General features: G+C 60.4%; 10 protein-coding genes. 5 read left to right on the forward strand and 5 right to left on the reverse strand.

Annotated features, from left to right (window positions below):
* Positions 1 to 13: 13 nt before the first annotated feature.
* The 5 genes from L6D89_RS20505 to L6D89_RS20525 form a co-directional block, all read right to left on the reverse strand.
* Positions 14 to 808, reverse strand: a complete 795-nt coding sequence (locus L6D89_RS20505) for an SDR family oxidoreductase (RefSeq protein WP_236200991.1) — start codon at positions 806 to 808, stop codon at positions 14 to 16.
* A 130-nt stretch (positions 809 to 938) separates the two neighbouring features.
* Positions 939 to 3,443 (reverse strand): efflux RND transporter permease subunit, encoded by a 2,505-nt coding sequence (locus tag L6D89_RS20510; RefSeq protein WP_236200992.1) that lies wholly within the window; start codon positions 3,441 to 3,443, stop codon positions 939 to 941.
* 34 nt (positions 3,444 to 3,477) lie between these two features.
* Complete coding sequence (locus L6D89_RS20515; protein WP_196912318.1) at positions 3,478 to 4,542, reverse strand: YCF48-related protein; 1,065 nt, start codon at positions 4,540 to 4,542, stop codon at positions 3,478 to 3,480.
* A 104-nt stretch (positions 4,543 to 4,646) separates the two neighbouring features.
* On the reverse strand, positions 4,647 to 6,029 hold the full coding sequence (locus L6D89_RS20520) for a DUF1329 domain-containing protein (protein WP_236200993.1): 1,383 nt from the start codon (positions 6,027 to 6,029) through the stop codon (positions 4,647 to 4,649).
* Between the two features lie 36 nt (positions 6,030 to 6,065).
* Positions 6,066 to 7,790 (reverse strand): DUF1302 domain-containing protein, encoded by a 1,725-nt coding sequence (locus L6D89_RS20525; protein WP_236201079.1) that lies wholly within the window; start codon positions 7,788 to 7,790, stop codon positions 6,066 to 6,068.
* A gap of 572 nt (positions 7,791 to 8,362) precedes the next feature.
* Here L6D89_RS20525 and L6D89_RS20530 point away from each other — a divergent pair.
* From L6D89_RS20530 to L6D89_RS20550, 5 genes are read left to right on the forward strand one after another with little or no spacing between them, the layout of a single operon-like run.
* A complete protein-coding gene (locus L6D89_RS20530) occupies positions 8,363 to 10,372 on the forward strand; it encodes an oxidoreductase (protein WP_236200994.1) in 2,010 nt (669 codons plus the stop codon).
* Between the two features lie 45 nt (positions 10,373 to 10,417).
* Complete coding sequence (locus L6D89_RS20535; protein ID WP_196912322.1) at positions 10,418 to 11,620, forward strand: acyl-CoA dehydrogenase family protein; 1,203 nt, start codon at positions 10,418 to 10,420, stop codon at positions 11,618 to 11,620.
* 2 nt (positions 11,621 to 11,622) lie between these two features.
* Positions 11,623 to 12,789 (forward strand): acyl-CoA dehydrogenase family protein, encoded by a 1,167-nt coding sequence (locus L6D89_RS20540; RefSeq protein ID WP_236200995.1) that lies wholly within the window; start codon positions 11,623 to 11,625, stop codon positions 12,787 to 12,789.
* Positions 12,782 to 14,341: a class I adenylate-forming enzyme family protein gene (locus L6D89_RS20545; protein ID WP_236200996.1), complete on the forward strand. Its 1,560-nt coding sequence runs from the start codon at positions 12,782 to 12,784 to the stop codon at positions 14,339 to 14,341. The genes L6D89_RS20540 and L6D89_RS20545 overlap by 8 nt, the downstream gene beginning before the upstream one ends.
* A gap of 50 nt (positions 14,342 to 14,391) precedes the next feature.
* Positions 14,392 to 15,405 carry a Rieske 2Fe-2S domain-containing protein gene (locus L6D89_RS20550; RefSeq protein ID WP_236200997.1) on the forward strand — a complete coding sequence of 338 codons (1,014 nt, stop codon included), beginning with the start codon at positions 14,392 to 14,394 and terminating at the stop codon, positions 15,403 to 15,405.
* The last annotated feature ends 22 nt before the right edge of the window (positions 15,406 to 15,427 follow it).

Raw genomic sequence — 15,427 nt, forward strand, 5'->3', positions numbered from 1 at the left:
GTGAGATACGCGCTTACCAGGCAGCCCGATGGGCACCACCATCCACGGGAATCAGGCAACCCGTGAGGTAACCGCCCAGTTCAGAACACAGGTAAACCGCCAGGGACGCGATTTCCTCGGGCCGCCCCATGCGTTGTACCGGCACACCCCGGCTGAGTCGTTGTAACAGGTCGTCGATTGGCATTCCCCGAGCCGATGCCATCATCCCTACCTGCTCACGCATATGCTCGGTGGCGATCCAGCCGGTGGCCAGGGTATTGACGGTGATCCCGAACGCGGCGAACTCGTCGGCCAGCGATTTGTTCAAGGTCACAACACCTGCACGCGCAGTATTGGCCGCCATAAGGCGCAAACCGGGGGCTGGCTCCTTTGCAGCGGCGGTGCCGATTGTCAACAGGCGGCCCCAGCGTTGCTCACGCATATGCGGCAGGGTCGCGCGCGCCAGGTGCACCACGCTCATCACCAGCCCCTGGAAAGAGTCGAGGAAACGCTCGGCACCTTCCTCCAGAAAATCGCCCGGCTCTCCACCGTGCACGTTGCTGATTACTATGTCCGGGGCGGCGAAGGCAGCACGCGTTGCCGCAACCGCCCGCCGAATCTCATCTTCGCTGGTGAGGTCGGCGCTAACCCCCTGGGCGATGCCACCCCGCGCGCGGATGCCCTCGACCGCCTCCTCGATCGCCGTGGCACCTCGCGCCACGACCATGACCCGGCAGCCTTCGGCGGCGAGCATCTCACTGCAGGCACGACCGATGCCTTTGCTGCCACCCGATACAAGCGCGACGCGCCCTTCTATTCCCAGTTTCATGACTTGGCTCCTCATGCCCGCCATAGCGCCAAATGACGCCCACGGGGCTACCGCGCGGCTGACACGATCGGTGAATGGACGTGAGTTGAATAAAGTGAAACCGACACCCGTTGCAGGTGCCGGTTCTGGCTTAGCCCCTTACCCGGTACCGAGCTGCCTGGTGCCCAGGTATCACCGGCTCATCTGCTGCATAAGATGTTGGCAATGGTTCGGCGGGCGACGAGGGAACGCTTGGCACCTCTCGGCTGGCCATCTTGGGCAGGAGGAAGTAAGACAGCGCCGGGATGAGCACCAAGGCACCGATCATGTTCCACAGGAACATGAAACTGAGCAGGATGCCCATGTCAGCCTGGAACTTGATCGGCGACCAGATCCATGGGATCACACCGGCCGCCATCGTCAGGCCGACAAGGCCAACGATGCGCCCGACGAAGTCCAACGAGCCCTCGTAGGAACGAGCTAGCGTCATGCCCTGGCGTTGCATGTTCAGTTGTACGCTGAGCAGATACAGCGCGTAGTCGACCCCGACGCCGACACCCACCGCGATCACTGGCAAGGTGGCGACCTTGATGCCGATGTTGAGCAGTACCATCAGCGCTTCGCAAAGCACTGAGGTGATAATCAGAGGGACCAGCGCCACCACCACCGCCCGCCAACTACGGAAGGTAATGAAGCAGAGAAGCGCTACCGCTCCGTAGAGCACCAAATGCAAAGTCCAGAAGCTGCGCTTGACCACTATATTGGTGGTGGCCTCGATTCCAGCGCTACCCGCGGCCAGCATGAACTCACGGGCCGGAGTGTTGTACTGCTTTGCGTAACTCTCGACCTCCTCCACCACGCGGTCCAGGGTCGCTGCCTTGTGATCGCTGAGATAGGCGATGATCGGCGTGATAGCGCATCCTCGATCGGCCATTTCCGGTCGATCAGTAGAAAACATCTGGAAAGCCTGGTTACGGTTGCTGTTGTTGCGCGGAATTGCCTGCCATCGCGGATTGCCCTCGAACATCCCCGAGGTCGCCAGGCGCACGCCATCGGCCGGCGAAAACGTGGTCTGAACTCCTGGAATTTCGCGCAACCTGGCAGCCAGTCGGTCCGACTCGATCAACGAGGCGAACTTCGTACACTCTCCCGGTGGGGTCTTCAGCATCACGACAAACTGGTCGGTAGAAAGCCCGTAGTTCTGGCTGACGAATGCCACATCGCGGTTGTAGCGGGACTCCGGACGCAGCTCCGGGGCGCCGGCATTGAGGTCGCCGAACTGGACGTGATGGCTGATCGAGAACCCCGCACCGGCCAATGCGAGGGCACCCAATACTGCGGCGGTCGCACGGCGCCGCTCGGTCAGCCGGACCAGCCAGGCGCGGATCATCTGCAGCGGGCTGCGGCCAGCTTCCAGCTGCGAGGCACTCTGCACGCTACGCCGAGCGGCACTCTCGCTGACACCGAAATACGACAGCAGCACGGGGATCAGGAACAATTTGGTGAAGATCAGGATAGCCACGCCCAGGCTGGTGGTCAGCGCCATGTCCCGGATCACAGGGATATCGATGATCACCAGCACGGCGAAGCCGACGATGTTCACCAGCAATGCCGTCAAGCCAGCCATGAATAGCCGGCGGAACGTATAGCGCGCGGCGACATATTTGTGCGTGCCGCGGCCGACGTCCTGCATGATACCGTTCATCTTCTGCGCGCCATGGGACAGGCCGATGGCAAAGATCAGGAAAGGCACCAGGATCGAGTACGGGTCGAGCACGTAGCCGAGCACGCTGAGCAGCCCCAGCAGCCAGACGACGCCGAGCAGCGCGCAGAACACCAGCAGCAGGGTGCTGCGCAGGCAACGGGTATAGAGCAGAATCAGCACGCTTGCGATAATCACCGAGAAGGCGAAATACGCCATCACCGAATACAGGCCATCAATCAGATCACCCACCAGTTTGGCGAAGCCGATGATGTGAATGCGGATGCCGTCGCTTTCCAGCGATCGCACATTTTGCTCAAGCTGATGAGAGAAGTCGGCGTAGTCCAGAGCCTTTCCAGTCTCAGGATTGATATCAAGCAAGGGTACGAAGATCATCGATGAACGCAGGTTGTTGGCGACATAGCTTCCGACGATGCCGGCGCGATTGATGTTCGCACGCAAGCGATCCATCGACTCCTCACCACCATCCCAGCGATCCGGAATCACCGGACCACCGCGATAGCCAGCCTCGGTGACTTCGGTCCAGCGCAGGCTGCTGGTCCACAGCCCACGCATCCAACCCTGGTCAACACCTGGCATCAGGTAAACCGCATCGTTAACTTTCTGCAGAGTCAGCAGATAGTCCTTGTCGAAAATGTCTCCGCGAGTGTTCTCAACGACGATACGCGTCGAGTTGCCCATACCGCGCAAGGCGTCTCGGTGCTTGAAGTAGTTCTGGATGTAGGGATGCGACTGCGGAATCATCTTTTCGAAGCTGGTATTCACCGGCAGTTTCAGGGCATGCCACCCAAAGAACAGAGTCAGCAGCGCGCACAGAGCGATGACCGCCGCGCGATGGTTGAATACCAGGCGCTCGAGCCAGTTTCCGCTGGATCTGTCGAACTGACTGGGATCGGAAATCACGGGCATGTCGAGAGCGTTGGAAAAAGCCATGTTCGCCTCTATTTATTCTTGAATAACGAAACAGCTACTGCAGGGCAACCGGTCTCACACCGGAATAGCCAACCGTAACGGCTTGCCCTTTCGGCAGGGCCACCAGGCTGGTGAAGCGTCCGGGACGGCTGCCGGGCACCACCTTGAAAGCGCTCAACTGGGAATCTGTCTGCAGCACTCGCCCATCGACGCTGGAGGCAATGAAGCGCCCCCCTTCGGCCAGCTGAAGATCACTCAGCGCCACGCTGATTCCAGTCGGCATCACAACCCAACTGGCGCCATGATCCAGAGAGCGGTAGGCACTCCCTTGGAGCCCAACTGCAATGACGGCACCAGGCCGCGCCTTGATGCTGAAGAAACTGCCGCTGTAGCCAGTCTCCAAGGTCTCAAAGCGTCCGCTCTGCGGATTCAGGCGGTAAACGGTGCCGCGTTCAGAGCTGAGGAACAGATCGTTGCCGTAACCGCTGATGCCCAGGTAATGGAGCAACTCGGGATTGTCGACACGCTCCATCCATGACTCCCACGTTTTGCCCCCATCGTGAGTAGCCAGCAACGTACCGAAGGTGCCTGCGACATAGCCGACCTTGGCATCGACGAACCAGACCCCCATCAGTGCCTGCTCAGGACCATCCTGGTAATTGAGCCTGACCCCGTTTAGATAACTGGCGGCATTGCTATCGCCGGCAGCTGCGAGCTGTTCGAAATGCTCCTGCAGCAACTTGGCGGCATCTCGCCCGTCCAGTTGTTTAATCCAGGATTTGCCGTGGTCATCGCTATGCAGCACCACGCCCTCGTGCCCCACCGCCCATCCATCAGTCTGGGTAGGGAAATACACAGCGAGCAAGTCGGACGAAACTGGTGAGGCCATCTGTGTCCAAGTGGATCCGGCATCATCGGAGACCGCAATGAGTCCGCGGGCGCCTACGGCTACCAGCCTCTTTCCAACCACAGTGATCGCATTGAACTGCGCGCCAAGAAGATTACCCACTTGGGATGCGGGGCGATCCAGGGGATCGATGAAGCCATCATCAGCTCTTGCCCAGGGCGCCAGGGCAAAAAACAGCAGCGCGACTAGCAGCCGATTGCGCAATGCAGCCATTACATCCTCCAGCAGGCCACGCCACCCTGAATTACGAGGGCAGGCGACCGGAAAAAAGGGGGGATCACTCCCCCCTGATAACGCTCAACTGTGTTGCATGGAGTTCAGCGCACGCCACTCCCGGCAAGGGAGCCCGGCGTGAAATAGGCGGCCGGATAGGGATCAACCTGGTAGAAACCCGTCATCTTCGGCGCCCCCATCAGAGACCCGTTGCTGTAAGCGCCCTTGGTCATGTCGTACAGAACATACTGACCATTGCGGTAGGCGGGCTTCTCGTATTGCTGGATCGACGGCTGGTACATCAGGTGGTGCACCTTGCCAGCCTGGTCTAGCGAGTAGTAGGCCAGAATGCTCCAGCTATCCTCGTCGAGCAGGAAGTGCTTGACCTTCTGCACGTGACGCTCACCCGGCTTGAGAGTTGCTTCAACCACCCATACGCGGTGTAGCTCCCAGCGCAATACATCGGGGTTGAGGTGCTTCGGCGTGTTAGCCACCGTCGGATCCACGGACCAGGCCTTGTAGGTGTTGTAAGGAACGTACATTTCCTTACGACCGAGCAGCTTGAAGTCGAACTTGTCCATCTTGCCGTCGAAGCCGTTGATCTCGTCGAACAACAGCACACCTCCGCTGGAGGTACTCACGGTGTCGTACTTGAACTCCGGAGCCAGACGCACACGCCGCTGACCGGGAATGTACGACCAGGCCATAGCATCACGCTGGCTGGTTTCGAGGAAGTTGTAGCGCATCTGCTTGACGCCAACCGATGCTGCCGGCGCGGTCGTAGAGGCGATCAGCGCCCAGTACGGCTGGTTGTCCGGCACCTTGTCGAGACTGTTGTCCCAGAACAAGTTGCGGTTCTCAATCTTCTGAATACTGCTGAGAGTCACGCCACCGGAACTGTCGATCAGATAAGCCGCCTGAGTGCCTTCGCTATAGGGCAGCTCGAACTTAGTGTTCGCATTCCACATGGCCTCATAGCCATCCTTAGGAATTGGGAACGGAATCTGCGCATGGGCGCCCGACAGACCCGGCGCAGGCCCATCAAGCTTGGGATTCTTCACACGCTTGATGGTGTTGTCGTACACCCACTGCGGGTAACAGGCGGTACGGTGAGTCGGATAGACATCGACGCGGAAACTCTCCGGATAGCGTTTGAAGAGTTCCAAGGTGCCTAAGTCGAGCTTGTCCTTATATTGCGCCAGGTTCGCTGCGGTAATCTGGAACAGCGGCTTCTCATTGGCGAAGGGGTCAACATAGGGCGAGCCGCCCTTAGCGCCCATGATCGGCTTGTAGTCGGCGGGAGCGGTGCATAGGCCACCGTCCCAGGCGGGGATACTGCCGTCAGAATTGGCAGCCTTGATCGCTCCCAAGGGGGTCAAGGTATTGTCCAACTGGCTGATCTCCGCATCACTTGGCGTGGCCATGGCGTGCCCGCTAAGGAGCACACCGGCCAGACCCAGCCATAGCGTATTGTTCTTATAATTCATGGACTGTTCCTTCATTGGCAGGTTCAGGAAACGAAATCAGAAGGTCGTCTTGTAGGTGAACGACAACCAGCCATGGTCGTTCTGCACTGCAGAACCATTGGTGTAACTGTTGGTGGCATAACCTTTCGCTGGATCGTTCTTGTATTCCGCGTGGGAATCCAGCCAGGTCAGGCTGAAGGTATGCAGGTTCTTCCAGACCCCCGAGACACCAACTGAATAGTTGTAAGCTCCCTCGTTCGTTCCACCAAGAGTCGGACTGTTACCGTTGATGCCATAGGCGAGGCTCATCGGCATAGACACGTCCCAGCCCGGGAAGAGTTGCGGCCACTGCGGAGTGAAGCCTATCTGCGTACCGAGAGAACCACGGTCTGCGCAATTCTTCGAGTACCCGGAGGTGCAGCCATAACCACGGGCGTTGAAACGATCCGGGTTATCGGTAATTTTGTCCAGATGGTTGTAGGCAATTTCCCCCTGAAGGGTGCCACCATCCCACAACGCCGTTTGCGGCAGAAGGTAGATGGCATTGACCAGTGCATGCCAGCTATCGCCGCGCGCACCCTCAACCTCGCTGTAGGTGGGCGACGAGTTATTCCCTGGCAACACGGTGAAACCAGAAACCGAGTTCAGAGCAGTGTTTTTGCGGTATGAGAGCTCACCCGCCACACTTACCGTCCCCACAGTCTGGGAGATACTCAGGCCGTAAAGCTCGGTATCCCGCGCGTAGGCCAAGCGAACTGCACTCGGTACCACCGCCACGACACCAGGCGCGAACTGGCGGCGCTGCAGCTGAGTGAAGCTCCACGGCAACTTCTCATCGAAGCGGCGGTAGTACGCACCAACTGTTCCGCCCAACCACCAAGGCGACCAACGCAGATTCAGACCGAAGTCGCCGGATTTGTGATCGGGCTCTACGTCATGACCATTGGGGATCTCAAAGCCGGATGCCGCAGTATTGCCAAGATCCGAGCGGGAACCATCGGAAGGAGCGAAGTAGGTACCACCAGGCACCAGCCGGAAAGGCTTCCAGTCCAGCAGGTACTGCGCCGCAATAGATAGGTCATCGGTCAACTGCAGCTGAGTGGAGATCTGCTTCAGCGGCATGAACAGTTCTTTGGCCTCGGACCCTGGGCTGGTCGCCGCCTTGATGGTGTTCACCGGCCCCTGAGAGTAAGCGATGCTGTTACCGATGGAGTACAGCGACTCACCCCAGTAGACGTTATGCTGCCCAACTTTGAGGTTACCGGTCATGCTACCCAGCTGGTAGTTGCCGAACACGAACGCGTCCAGGAACTCACCAGAGGGGCCAGAGATGTAACGGTCGGTATAGCCGTTGTAATGGTTATTGCGGTAGTTGCCACTACGCCCCAGCGCAGGATTGGGCTCGGCACTATCTTGGTATACGTCGTCGTACCACCCGGCGGCACTGACGCGCACGCCATAGGTATTCTTCCAAATCGCATCAAACTCGGTGATGACATCCAGTCGATTAGTGACCATGTCACCGCTATCGAATTTGTGCTCAGTATCGTCGTACGCAGGCGAGTTGTTGAAATCCTTGTTCCGGCCTTCCATTCGCCAACCGGCATTGTAGCGAATGGTATTGTCCCAGTTGATATTAAGGTCCGGATTGCCTGTCTCGATTGGCATGGCTCCGGCGGAGCCCGCCCCCATAGCCCCTATCATCAAGGCGATCGAGTAAGCGAGGTACGAAGGCTTAGGCCAGTGCTTACCGCCACAGGCAATTGTTGTTTTTGTTCTCATCACGTTGCTGCCTCTCCGATTCAGATCGGTTTTATTTTTCTGGCCTGGCAATGCATTCGAGAGTTCAGCACCTGTCTCGTTGCACGTCTACGGCTACGCCAGAACTCTCAACCACAAGCTAACATATAGTCAGCTATTAGCAACCCCTCTGAACGGAAAAAACGTCAGCTATTGATGTTTCCCTTTGCATTCAATCGGTTAACCTTCATCACAAGCCGCAGCAGCGACATTCTCTAGCTGCCCTCCCCTGAAGCCCCCACGCTCCGCCAGATGATCACCCGTCTCGGCCAGCAGCCCAGCTACAAGCACCGCGGTTGACGGCACGCTCAGTCATCCGCCGGCTGCCGGGCAGCAACCCGCGAAGATGGCGCGCGCTGAATTCTTCTCGTTACACACAGCCGCCTGCCGCAAATATCCATCGCCCAAGCGTCCGGCACCCCCTCGAATAACTAGCATTGACACAATAACTGATATATCGTCAGCTATATCCGAACGCCCTTTACCAAAGAAGCAAAGCGCACAACTCCCGTTTTCCGAAAGCCAGGCGCGCCCCATCCAAGAAGAGGTATTCCATGCCCGCTCCCACGTTCCCCCATCTGTTCCAGGGCTTTACCCTGCGCAATCTGGCACTGCCCAATCGCATCGTCATGGCACCCATGTCGACCAACCTCGGCAGCCCAGAAGGGTTCGTAACCGCAGAACAGATCGCTTTCTATCGTGAGCGGGCGCTCGGCGGAACCGGCATGATCATCGTCGAGTTCTGCTGCGTTGACGGCACCACCGGTCGCTCGGAACATCGACAACTGACCCTCGAAGCCCCTGCTCAGGTCGCTGGGCATCAGCGCTTGGTGGAAGCCATCACTTCCGCTGGCGCGGTCGCCTGCCTGCAGTTGCAGCACGGTGGTCAGGGCGCCAAGCGCGACCTGGTGCGCGGTGGTATGCCGATCGCCCCCAGCGACGTACTCAGCCGCTCCGGCCGTCTGATGGCCCGAGCGATGACCGACGACGAAGCGGAAGCCCTGATTGAAAGTTTCGGCCAAGCAGCCGAGCTGGGTATACAGGCCGGCTACCAGGCAGTGGAACTCCACGGCGCCCACGGCTATTTGCTGACCTCCTTCCTCTCCCCTTACTCCAACCAGCGAGACGACCGTTGGGGTGGCGACGAGGAAAGGCGCCTGGCCTTCCCGCGCCGGGTGATCCAGCGTGTTCGCCAGGCCATCGGCGACCGCCCCTTGATCTACCGCATCTCGGCTGACGAGTTCACCCCGAAAGGGCTGACTATCGACGATATGGAACGTATCGCGCCCAAGCTGGTTGCCGCTGGGGTCGACGCCCTGCACGTTTCCATCGGCCTGGGCTGGACTAGCTTCGACAAGGTGATCGAGCCAATGTCTACGCCTGAGGGTTGGCGCCTGCCCTACTCCAGGCGGATACGCGCGGCTACCGGCGTTCCGGTGATTAGCGTCGGTCAGATCCGTTGGCCGGAGACAGCTGAGCATGCTATCCGCGACGGCGACGCCGACCTTATCGCCCTGGGCCGGCCGCTACTAGCCGACCCGGAGTGGGCGAACAAGGCACGCCGCGGTGCGCCCCAGGACATCCGTCCGTGCACGTCCTGCAACTACTGCGTGGCCATCAGTTCGGGAGAGCACGGCATGATCGGTTGCGCCGAGAACCCACGCAGCGGCCACGAGCTCGACCGGATGCCGGACGCCGGCGCACGCCGAGGCCAGCGCGCCGTCGTGATCGGTGGTGGCCCCGGTGGTATGGCGGCAGCATTGATGCTCGAACAAGCCGGTTTCGTCACCGAGCTCCACGAATCTCGCAGCAGTCTCGGCGGGGGTCTAATCGCCTCGGCGGCCCCACCGTTCAAGGACAAGCTCACTTGGTATCAGGACTATCTGCAACGCCAGCTGGAGGCCAGCGCGGTGCAAATCCACCTGAACAGCCAGTTCGATTTCGCGGCACTGGATCAGGGGTCGCCCCCGGCGATTGTCTTGTTGGCCACCGGAGGACGAGCGATCCGCCTGCCCGTGGAAGGCATTGACAGCAAACCGGTGAAAGACGCCTACGAACTGCTGATGGGCGATAACCCTACGCTCAGCACCAATCCGGACCTGCCAGTACTGGTTTATGGCGGCGGCGAAACCGGCTGCGAAACCGCCGAATTACTCAGCGAGCAGGGCCACGAAGTGATCCTGGTCAGCCGCTCGCCGGCCATCCAGCTGGCGCGCTCGGCAGAAATGATCTACCGCGGCGTATTGATCGAACGCCTCCTGGCGAACCCACGCATTCGCATCATCGACAACAGCGCCGTGGTGCTCATTCAGGACGATGGCCTGGTGGTACTCGAGGACGCCGCCGGTCAACGCAGCGAGTTGCATACCGGGGCCGTGCTCATCGCCCAGGGGCGCCGCCCGGACGACAGTCTGCTCAAGGCACTGCTGCAAGCCCAGGTGCCCGTGGCGGCGATTGGTGATGCACGTCGCGGCGGACGAATCGGCGACGCTGTCCACGACGCCTACCGGACCATCCACACCCTTTGCGCGGGCTCGGCCCCGCTGCGCCCGCTGGCCTGCTGAGCCGGCGCCTCAAAATAAGAACTGGAACCGTCGAAGGAAACCGCCATGCAACTGACCCTATCCCCGGCCGATGAGGCTTTCCGTGAGGAGGTCCGCGACTTCCTCAAGGCCTCGCTGCCGTCCGACGTCATCCGCCGCAGCCGCACCGGGATGCATCCGCCGAACGAGGATGATCGCCGCTGGTGGAATCGCGTCCTGCATGACAAAGGCTGGGCCGCGCCGCACTGGCCGGTGGAATACGGCGGCCCCGGCTGGACGCATCTGCAGGAGCACATTTTCGAATACGAATGCTGGCTGGCCGGCGCCCCTGAATTGCGCTGGCAAGGTCTGCGCCTGCTCGGTCCGGTCCTCTACACATTTGGCAGTCCGGAACAAAAAGCTCGCTACCTGCCGTCGATCCTGAAAGGCGAAGAAATGTGGGCTCAGGGCTTTTCCGAGCCTGGTGCGGGCTCTGATCTGGCGTCGTTGAAAACCAGTGGAGTGATTGACGGCGACGACTACGTCATCAATGGGCAGAAACTCTGGACGACCGAAGGACAATACTGCGAGCAAGGCTTCTTCCTCGTCCGCACGGAGCAGAGTGATCGACCGCAGAAAGGCCTATCCATGATCATCATCGATATGCGCAGCCCGGGAGTAACCGTGCGCCAGATTCCGATGATCAATGGCGAAGGTTCAACCTGCGAAGTTTTTCTCGACAATGTGCGAGTGCCGCGCAGCAACTTGATCGGTGAAGCAGGTGCTGCCTGGAATCAGGCCAAGTTCCTGCTCTCGAACGAACGCACTTCCAGCGCTGACCTGTACAAGGCGCGAGGGGACCTGGAGCGTATCCGCAACATCGCCAGCGCGGAACAGAAGGACGGCCGCCCATTACTCCTGGACCCAGGTTTCGCCCGACGCTTCGCCGCGCTGCGCCTGGAAGTCGAGGCGCTGGAGTGGTCGGTGCTGCGAGTCATGCACGAAGCACCCAGCCGTCACCCCATCGCCGCCTGCGCCTCCGTGCTGAAGGTCCGTGGTTCCGCGTTGCAGCAGAAGCTCACCGAAACCATGGTCGAGGCCCTCGGCCAGCGCAGCCTGCGCCAGTACCGCCGTGATGAAGCCTATGCCGCACCGGCCGAAAATCCGTTGTGGCCAGCCTACACGCCAGGGGTCACCACCGACCTCATGTACCTGCGGGCCTGCACCATCTATGGCGGTGCAATGGAAGTCCAGAAAAACATCATCGCCAAGTTGGCGTTCGGATTCTGACCATGAACTTCGATCTCTCCGATGAGCAGAAAATGCTCGCCGACAGCGCCGAGCGTTATATCCGCGACCGCTATCCCTTCGAGGAGCGCCGGCACGTCTTCAGCAACCCCAACGGTTTTTCCCGCCAGCAATGGCAACACTTTGCCGACATGGGCTGGCTTGCCTTGGGAATCCCGGAGGAATGTGGCGGCCTGGGCGGCAGCGCTTTCGATCAGGCCCTGCTGATGGAGCAACTGGGCGGTGGCCTGGTGGTGGAGCCGGTCGTCGACACCGCGATCCTTTGCGCCCGCCTCCTGCAGGCTAGCGAGAATCTCGAGTTGCGCGAACGTCTGCTCGGACGCATCGCCGCTGGCGAGGTCGTGCTCGCCCTGGCGCACCAGGAAGGCCACTCACGGCACGAATACGACACCGAAGTGCTGACTAAGGCGCGTCCGGTTGCCGGCGGCTGGAGCCTGAGCGGCGTCAAACACCGGGTATTCCACGGCGGCAGCTCCGACCACTGGCTGGTCAGCGCGGAAATCGAAGGTACCGGCGATCTGGCTCTGTTCCTGGTTGACCGCCACCCTGTTGGCGCCAACCTGGAAAGCTACGAGCTTATCGATGGTAGCCGGGCCGCGGACATCGTATTCGATCACGTGATGGTCGCCGAATCCGCCCTACTGCTGCGGGGTGAGGCTACCCAGGAAGCCCTGGAGGAAGCTCTCGACTACGCGATTCTGGCAATGAGCGCCGCCTGCCTCGGCTCCATGGAGTTCGTTATGGCGCTCACTGCAGACTACTTGAAGACTCGCATCCAATACGGAAAGCCACTGGCGCAATTCCAGGCCCTACAACACCGCATGGCGGAAATGTTTGTCGAGACCGATCAGGCGCGCTCGATGCTTTACAGCGCAATCCGTGCCTTTGAATCCGGCGATGCAGCTGCACGCCGGCAGTCCGCATCCGGAGCCAAGGTGATAGTCGCCCGCGCCCAGTACTTCGTCAGCGGCCAGGGTATCCAACTACATGGCGGTATCGGTACCACCGACGAGTACGTCGTGGGCCATCACTACAAGGCGGCAGTCATGTACGACAAGCGCTTCGGCGACAGCGAGTTCCATCTTGACCGGTCCAATACCGACCTCCGTCTCGCCGACGGTCAACGTCTACGGGGTGCCTTGTATGCATAACTACCTGCCCCTGTCCTTCGCCGACGATCTTGAACAGCGTGCTCGCTTCTACGCTAACGACCCGGCCTACATCCAGGATCAACGGCGAATCAGCCACGGCGATTTGTTGGTCAGCGCCAAGCTGATCGGTTCGGCCTTATACAACACGGGGGTGCGTCGCCAGGATCGCGTCGGCATCCTCTCAATGAACTCCATCGAGTTCGGCGAAATCATGGCCGCCACTCAGTGGGCAGGCTTTGTTCTCGCTCCGGTCAATTTCCGCCTGGCGCCAGCAGAGATGGCCAGCATCATTCGCGACAGCGCACCGCGGCTATTCTTCTTCGAGGCTCAGTACCTGCCAATCATGGAGCAATTGCGGCATGAGCTGCCCTCCGTGCAGACCTACATCTGCATCGGTGGCGAGAGCGAATGGGCGCTGAACCACGAGGACTTCATCGCCACAGGCAATGAAGCGGGCCCACCTATTCGCGCCCGCGAAGAAGACATCTGCTGCCTGATCTACACCAGCGGAACGACCGGCAAGCCCAAGGGGGTGATCTGGGGACACCGGGAGTACCGCCAGTTGATCCAGGTCGACACCTGGCTGTGCGACATGCAGCAACCGGACACCACGCTGATCGTCATGCCGATGTTCCACCTCGGCGGCATGGTGATCAGCCTCTCGCAGCATGTGCGAGGGGGAGCGGCTTACTTGCAGCGGCAGTTCGAACCGCTCGACGTGCTCAAGGCCATCGAGAAGGAACGCCTGAGCATCCTGCTGCTCGCGCCAACCATGGTGCAGATGGTCCTCGATCACCCGTATGTCAGCGAAGCCGACCTTTCCAGCGTCCGGACCATCATCTACTCAGCCGCACCAATGCCCGTTCCAGTGCTCAAACGCGCTATTGAAGTGTTCGACGGCTGCGGCTTCGTCAACCTGTTCGGCCAGAGCGAAGTCTGCATGTTCTGCCTGTCGCCGGAGCAACATCGCCCCGATGGTAGCGAGCAGGAACGCAAACGCCTCGGTTCGGTGGGCAAGCCCTACCCCAACCTTCTGGCCAAGGTAGTTGACGAGCAGGGGAACGAGTGCCCGGTGGGCGAGCCTGGCGAGATCCTCGCCAAGAGCAGCGCGATGTTCCGCGGCTACTGGAACAATCACCCAACCACCCTGGAGACGCTGCGCGACGGCTGGTGCCATACCGGCGATATGGGCCGCTTCGACGAAGACGGTTTCCTCTATCTGGTCGACCGCAAGAAAGACATGATCATCACCGGTGGTGAGAACGTCTATTCCCGCGAAGTCGAGGAGGCGCTGCTGCAACACCCCGCGATCTCCGAGTGTGCGGTCATTGGCATTCCCGATCCCAAGTGGGGCGAGAACGTCTGCGCGGTAGTGACTTTCAAGACAGGCCGCAGCGCCAGTGAAGGCGAATTGATCGAACACGCTCGCGGCTTGATCGCCAGCTACAAAAAACCGAAGAAGGTCATCGCGGTGCAAGCCCTGCCCAAGCTGGTCACCGGCAAGGTCAACAAGATCGAACTGCGCAACCTGTACGCCCAGCCCGCTATATAGCGGTCCGCACCCTACCGCCGCCACAGACCAACAAGAAGAGGCAATATGCCATGCTCAACCTGTCCATGAAGCCCACCGGCTGGTTCCAGATCGGCTGGAGTGCGGAAATTCCACCAGGCGGCGTCAAGCCGCTGAAGTACTTCGGCCACGACTTGGTGGCATTTCGCAGTGACCGCGGCGAACTCTCGGTGCTCGACGCCCATTGTCCGCATATGGGCGCGCATCTGGGTTATGGCGGCAAGGTCGAGGGCGACTGTATTGCCTGCCCCTACCATGGCTGGCAATGGAATACCGGCGGCGAGAACACCCTGATTCCTGGCGAAGAACGCCGCATTCCGAAGAGGATTCGCAAGTGGCACGTGATCGAGCGCCATGGTCTGCTTTTCCTCTGGCACGACCCGGCCGGCGGCGCACCACGCGAGGGCTGGGAACTACCGGACCTGTTCGAGCACCCCGATTTGCCGGCCGATCCGCAGGATTTCTACCCCTGCTACCCGGATGCTGTCGTGTTCAAGCCCGACGAGCGCATCCACCCGCAATTGATGACCGAGAACGCGGCAGATACTGCGCACTTCCGCTTCACCCATCACGCCCCCGAAGACCCGGTGCTATTGGACTTCGACACCAGCACGCCGGTTTGGCGCTCGCAGATGGGCTTCCTCAACAAGCACAGCAAGGAAATCGCCCTGCGCCTGCATGCGCGCAATGCCGGGGTCGGACTCTCATTCACCATCTTCGAACATGGCGCATTGGGCCGTCGTCTGGTGCTGTCCTGCACGCCGGTGGACGACGACAGCTCCGACCTGCGGGTGAGCTACTTCTTCCCGCGCGACCCGCAGTCCCCCGAAATCATGCCAGAGCACGTCCGCGCCCTGGCTCGGCAGACCGAGGAACTGTTCGAGGAGGACGCGAGAATGTGGCGCCACCAGCGCTTCCGCCAGCAGCCGATCTTCGCCAGGCGCGACGTGGCCGGTTACCGCGCATTGCGCGAATGGTGCAAGCAGTTCTATGAGGCCGAGGGATATCCCCGCGGGCCACTGAAAGTCATGGAGGACGAGACATGAATAGCTCCACCCTGATCGAGGC

Source organism: Pseudomonas pseudonitroreducens (assembly GCF_021603645.1).
Classification (GTDB): Bacteria; Pseudomonadota; Gammaproteobacteria; order Pseudomonadales; family Pseudomonadaceae; genus Pseudomonas; species Pseudomonas pseudonitroreducens.

Bases quoted from the DNA above. Each gene is read 5' to 3' on its own strand.
- L6D89_RS20505 (WP_236200991.1), bottom strand. From the start codon at position 808: ATGAAACTGGGAATAGAAGGGCGCGTCGCGCTTGTATCGGGTGGCAGC.
- L6D89_RS20510 (WP_236200992.1), bottom strand. From the start codon at position 3,443: ATGGCTTTTTCCAACGCTCTCGACATGCCCGTGATTTCCGATCCCAGT.
- L6D89_RS20515 (WP_196912318.1), bottom strand. From the start codon at position 4,542: ATGGCTGCATTGCGCAATCGGCTGCTAGTCGCGCTGCTGTTTTTTGCC.
- L6D89_RS20550 (WP_236200997.1), top strand. From the start codon at position 14,392: ATGCTCAACCTGTCCATGAAGCCCACCGGCTGGTTCCAGATCGGCTGG.
- L6D89_RS20520 (WP_236200993.1), bottom strand. From the start codon at position 6,029: ATGAATTATAAGAACAATACGCTATGGCTGGGTCTGGCCGGTGTGCTC.
- L6D89_RS20530 (WP_236200994.1), top strand. From the start codon at position 8,363: ATGCCCGCTCCCACGTTCCCCCATCTGTTCCAGGGCTTTACCCTGCGC.
- L6D89_RS20540 (WP_236200995.1), top strand. From the start codon at position 11,623: ATGAACTTCGATCTCTCCGATGAGCAGAAAATGCTCGCCGACAGCGCC.
- L6D89_RS20535 (WP_196912322.1), top strand. From the start codon at position 10,418: ATGCAACTGACCCTATCCCCGGCCGATGAGGCTTTCCGTGAGGAGGTC.
- L6D89_RS20545 (WP_236200996.1), top strand. From the start codon at position 12,782: ATGCATAACTACCTGCCCCTGTCCTTCGCCGACGATCTTGAACAGCGT.
- L6D89_RS20525 (WP_236201079.1), bottom strand. From the start codon at position 7,790: ATGAGAACAAAAACAACAATTGCCTGTGGCGGTAAGCACTGGCCTAAG.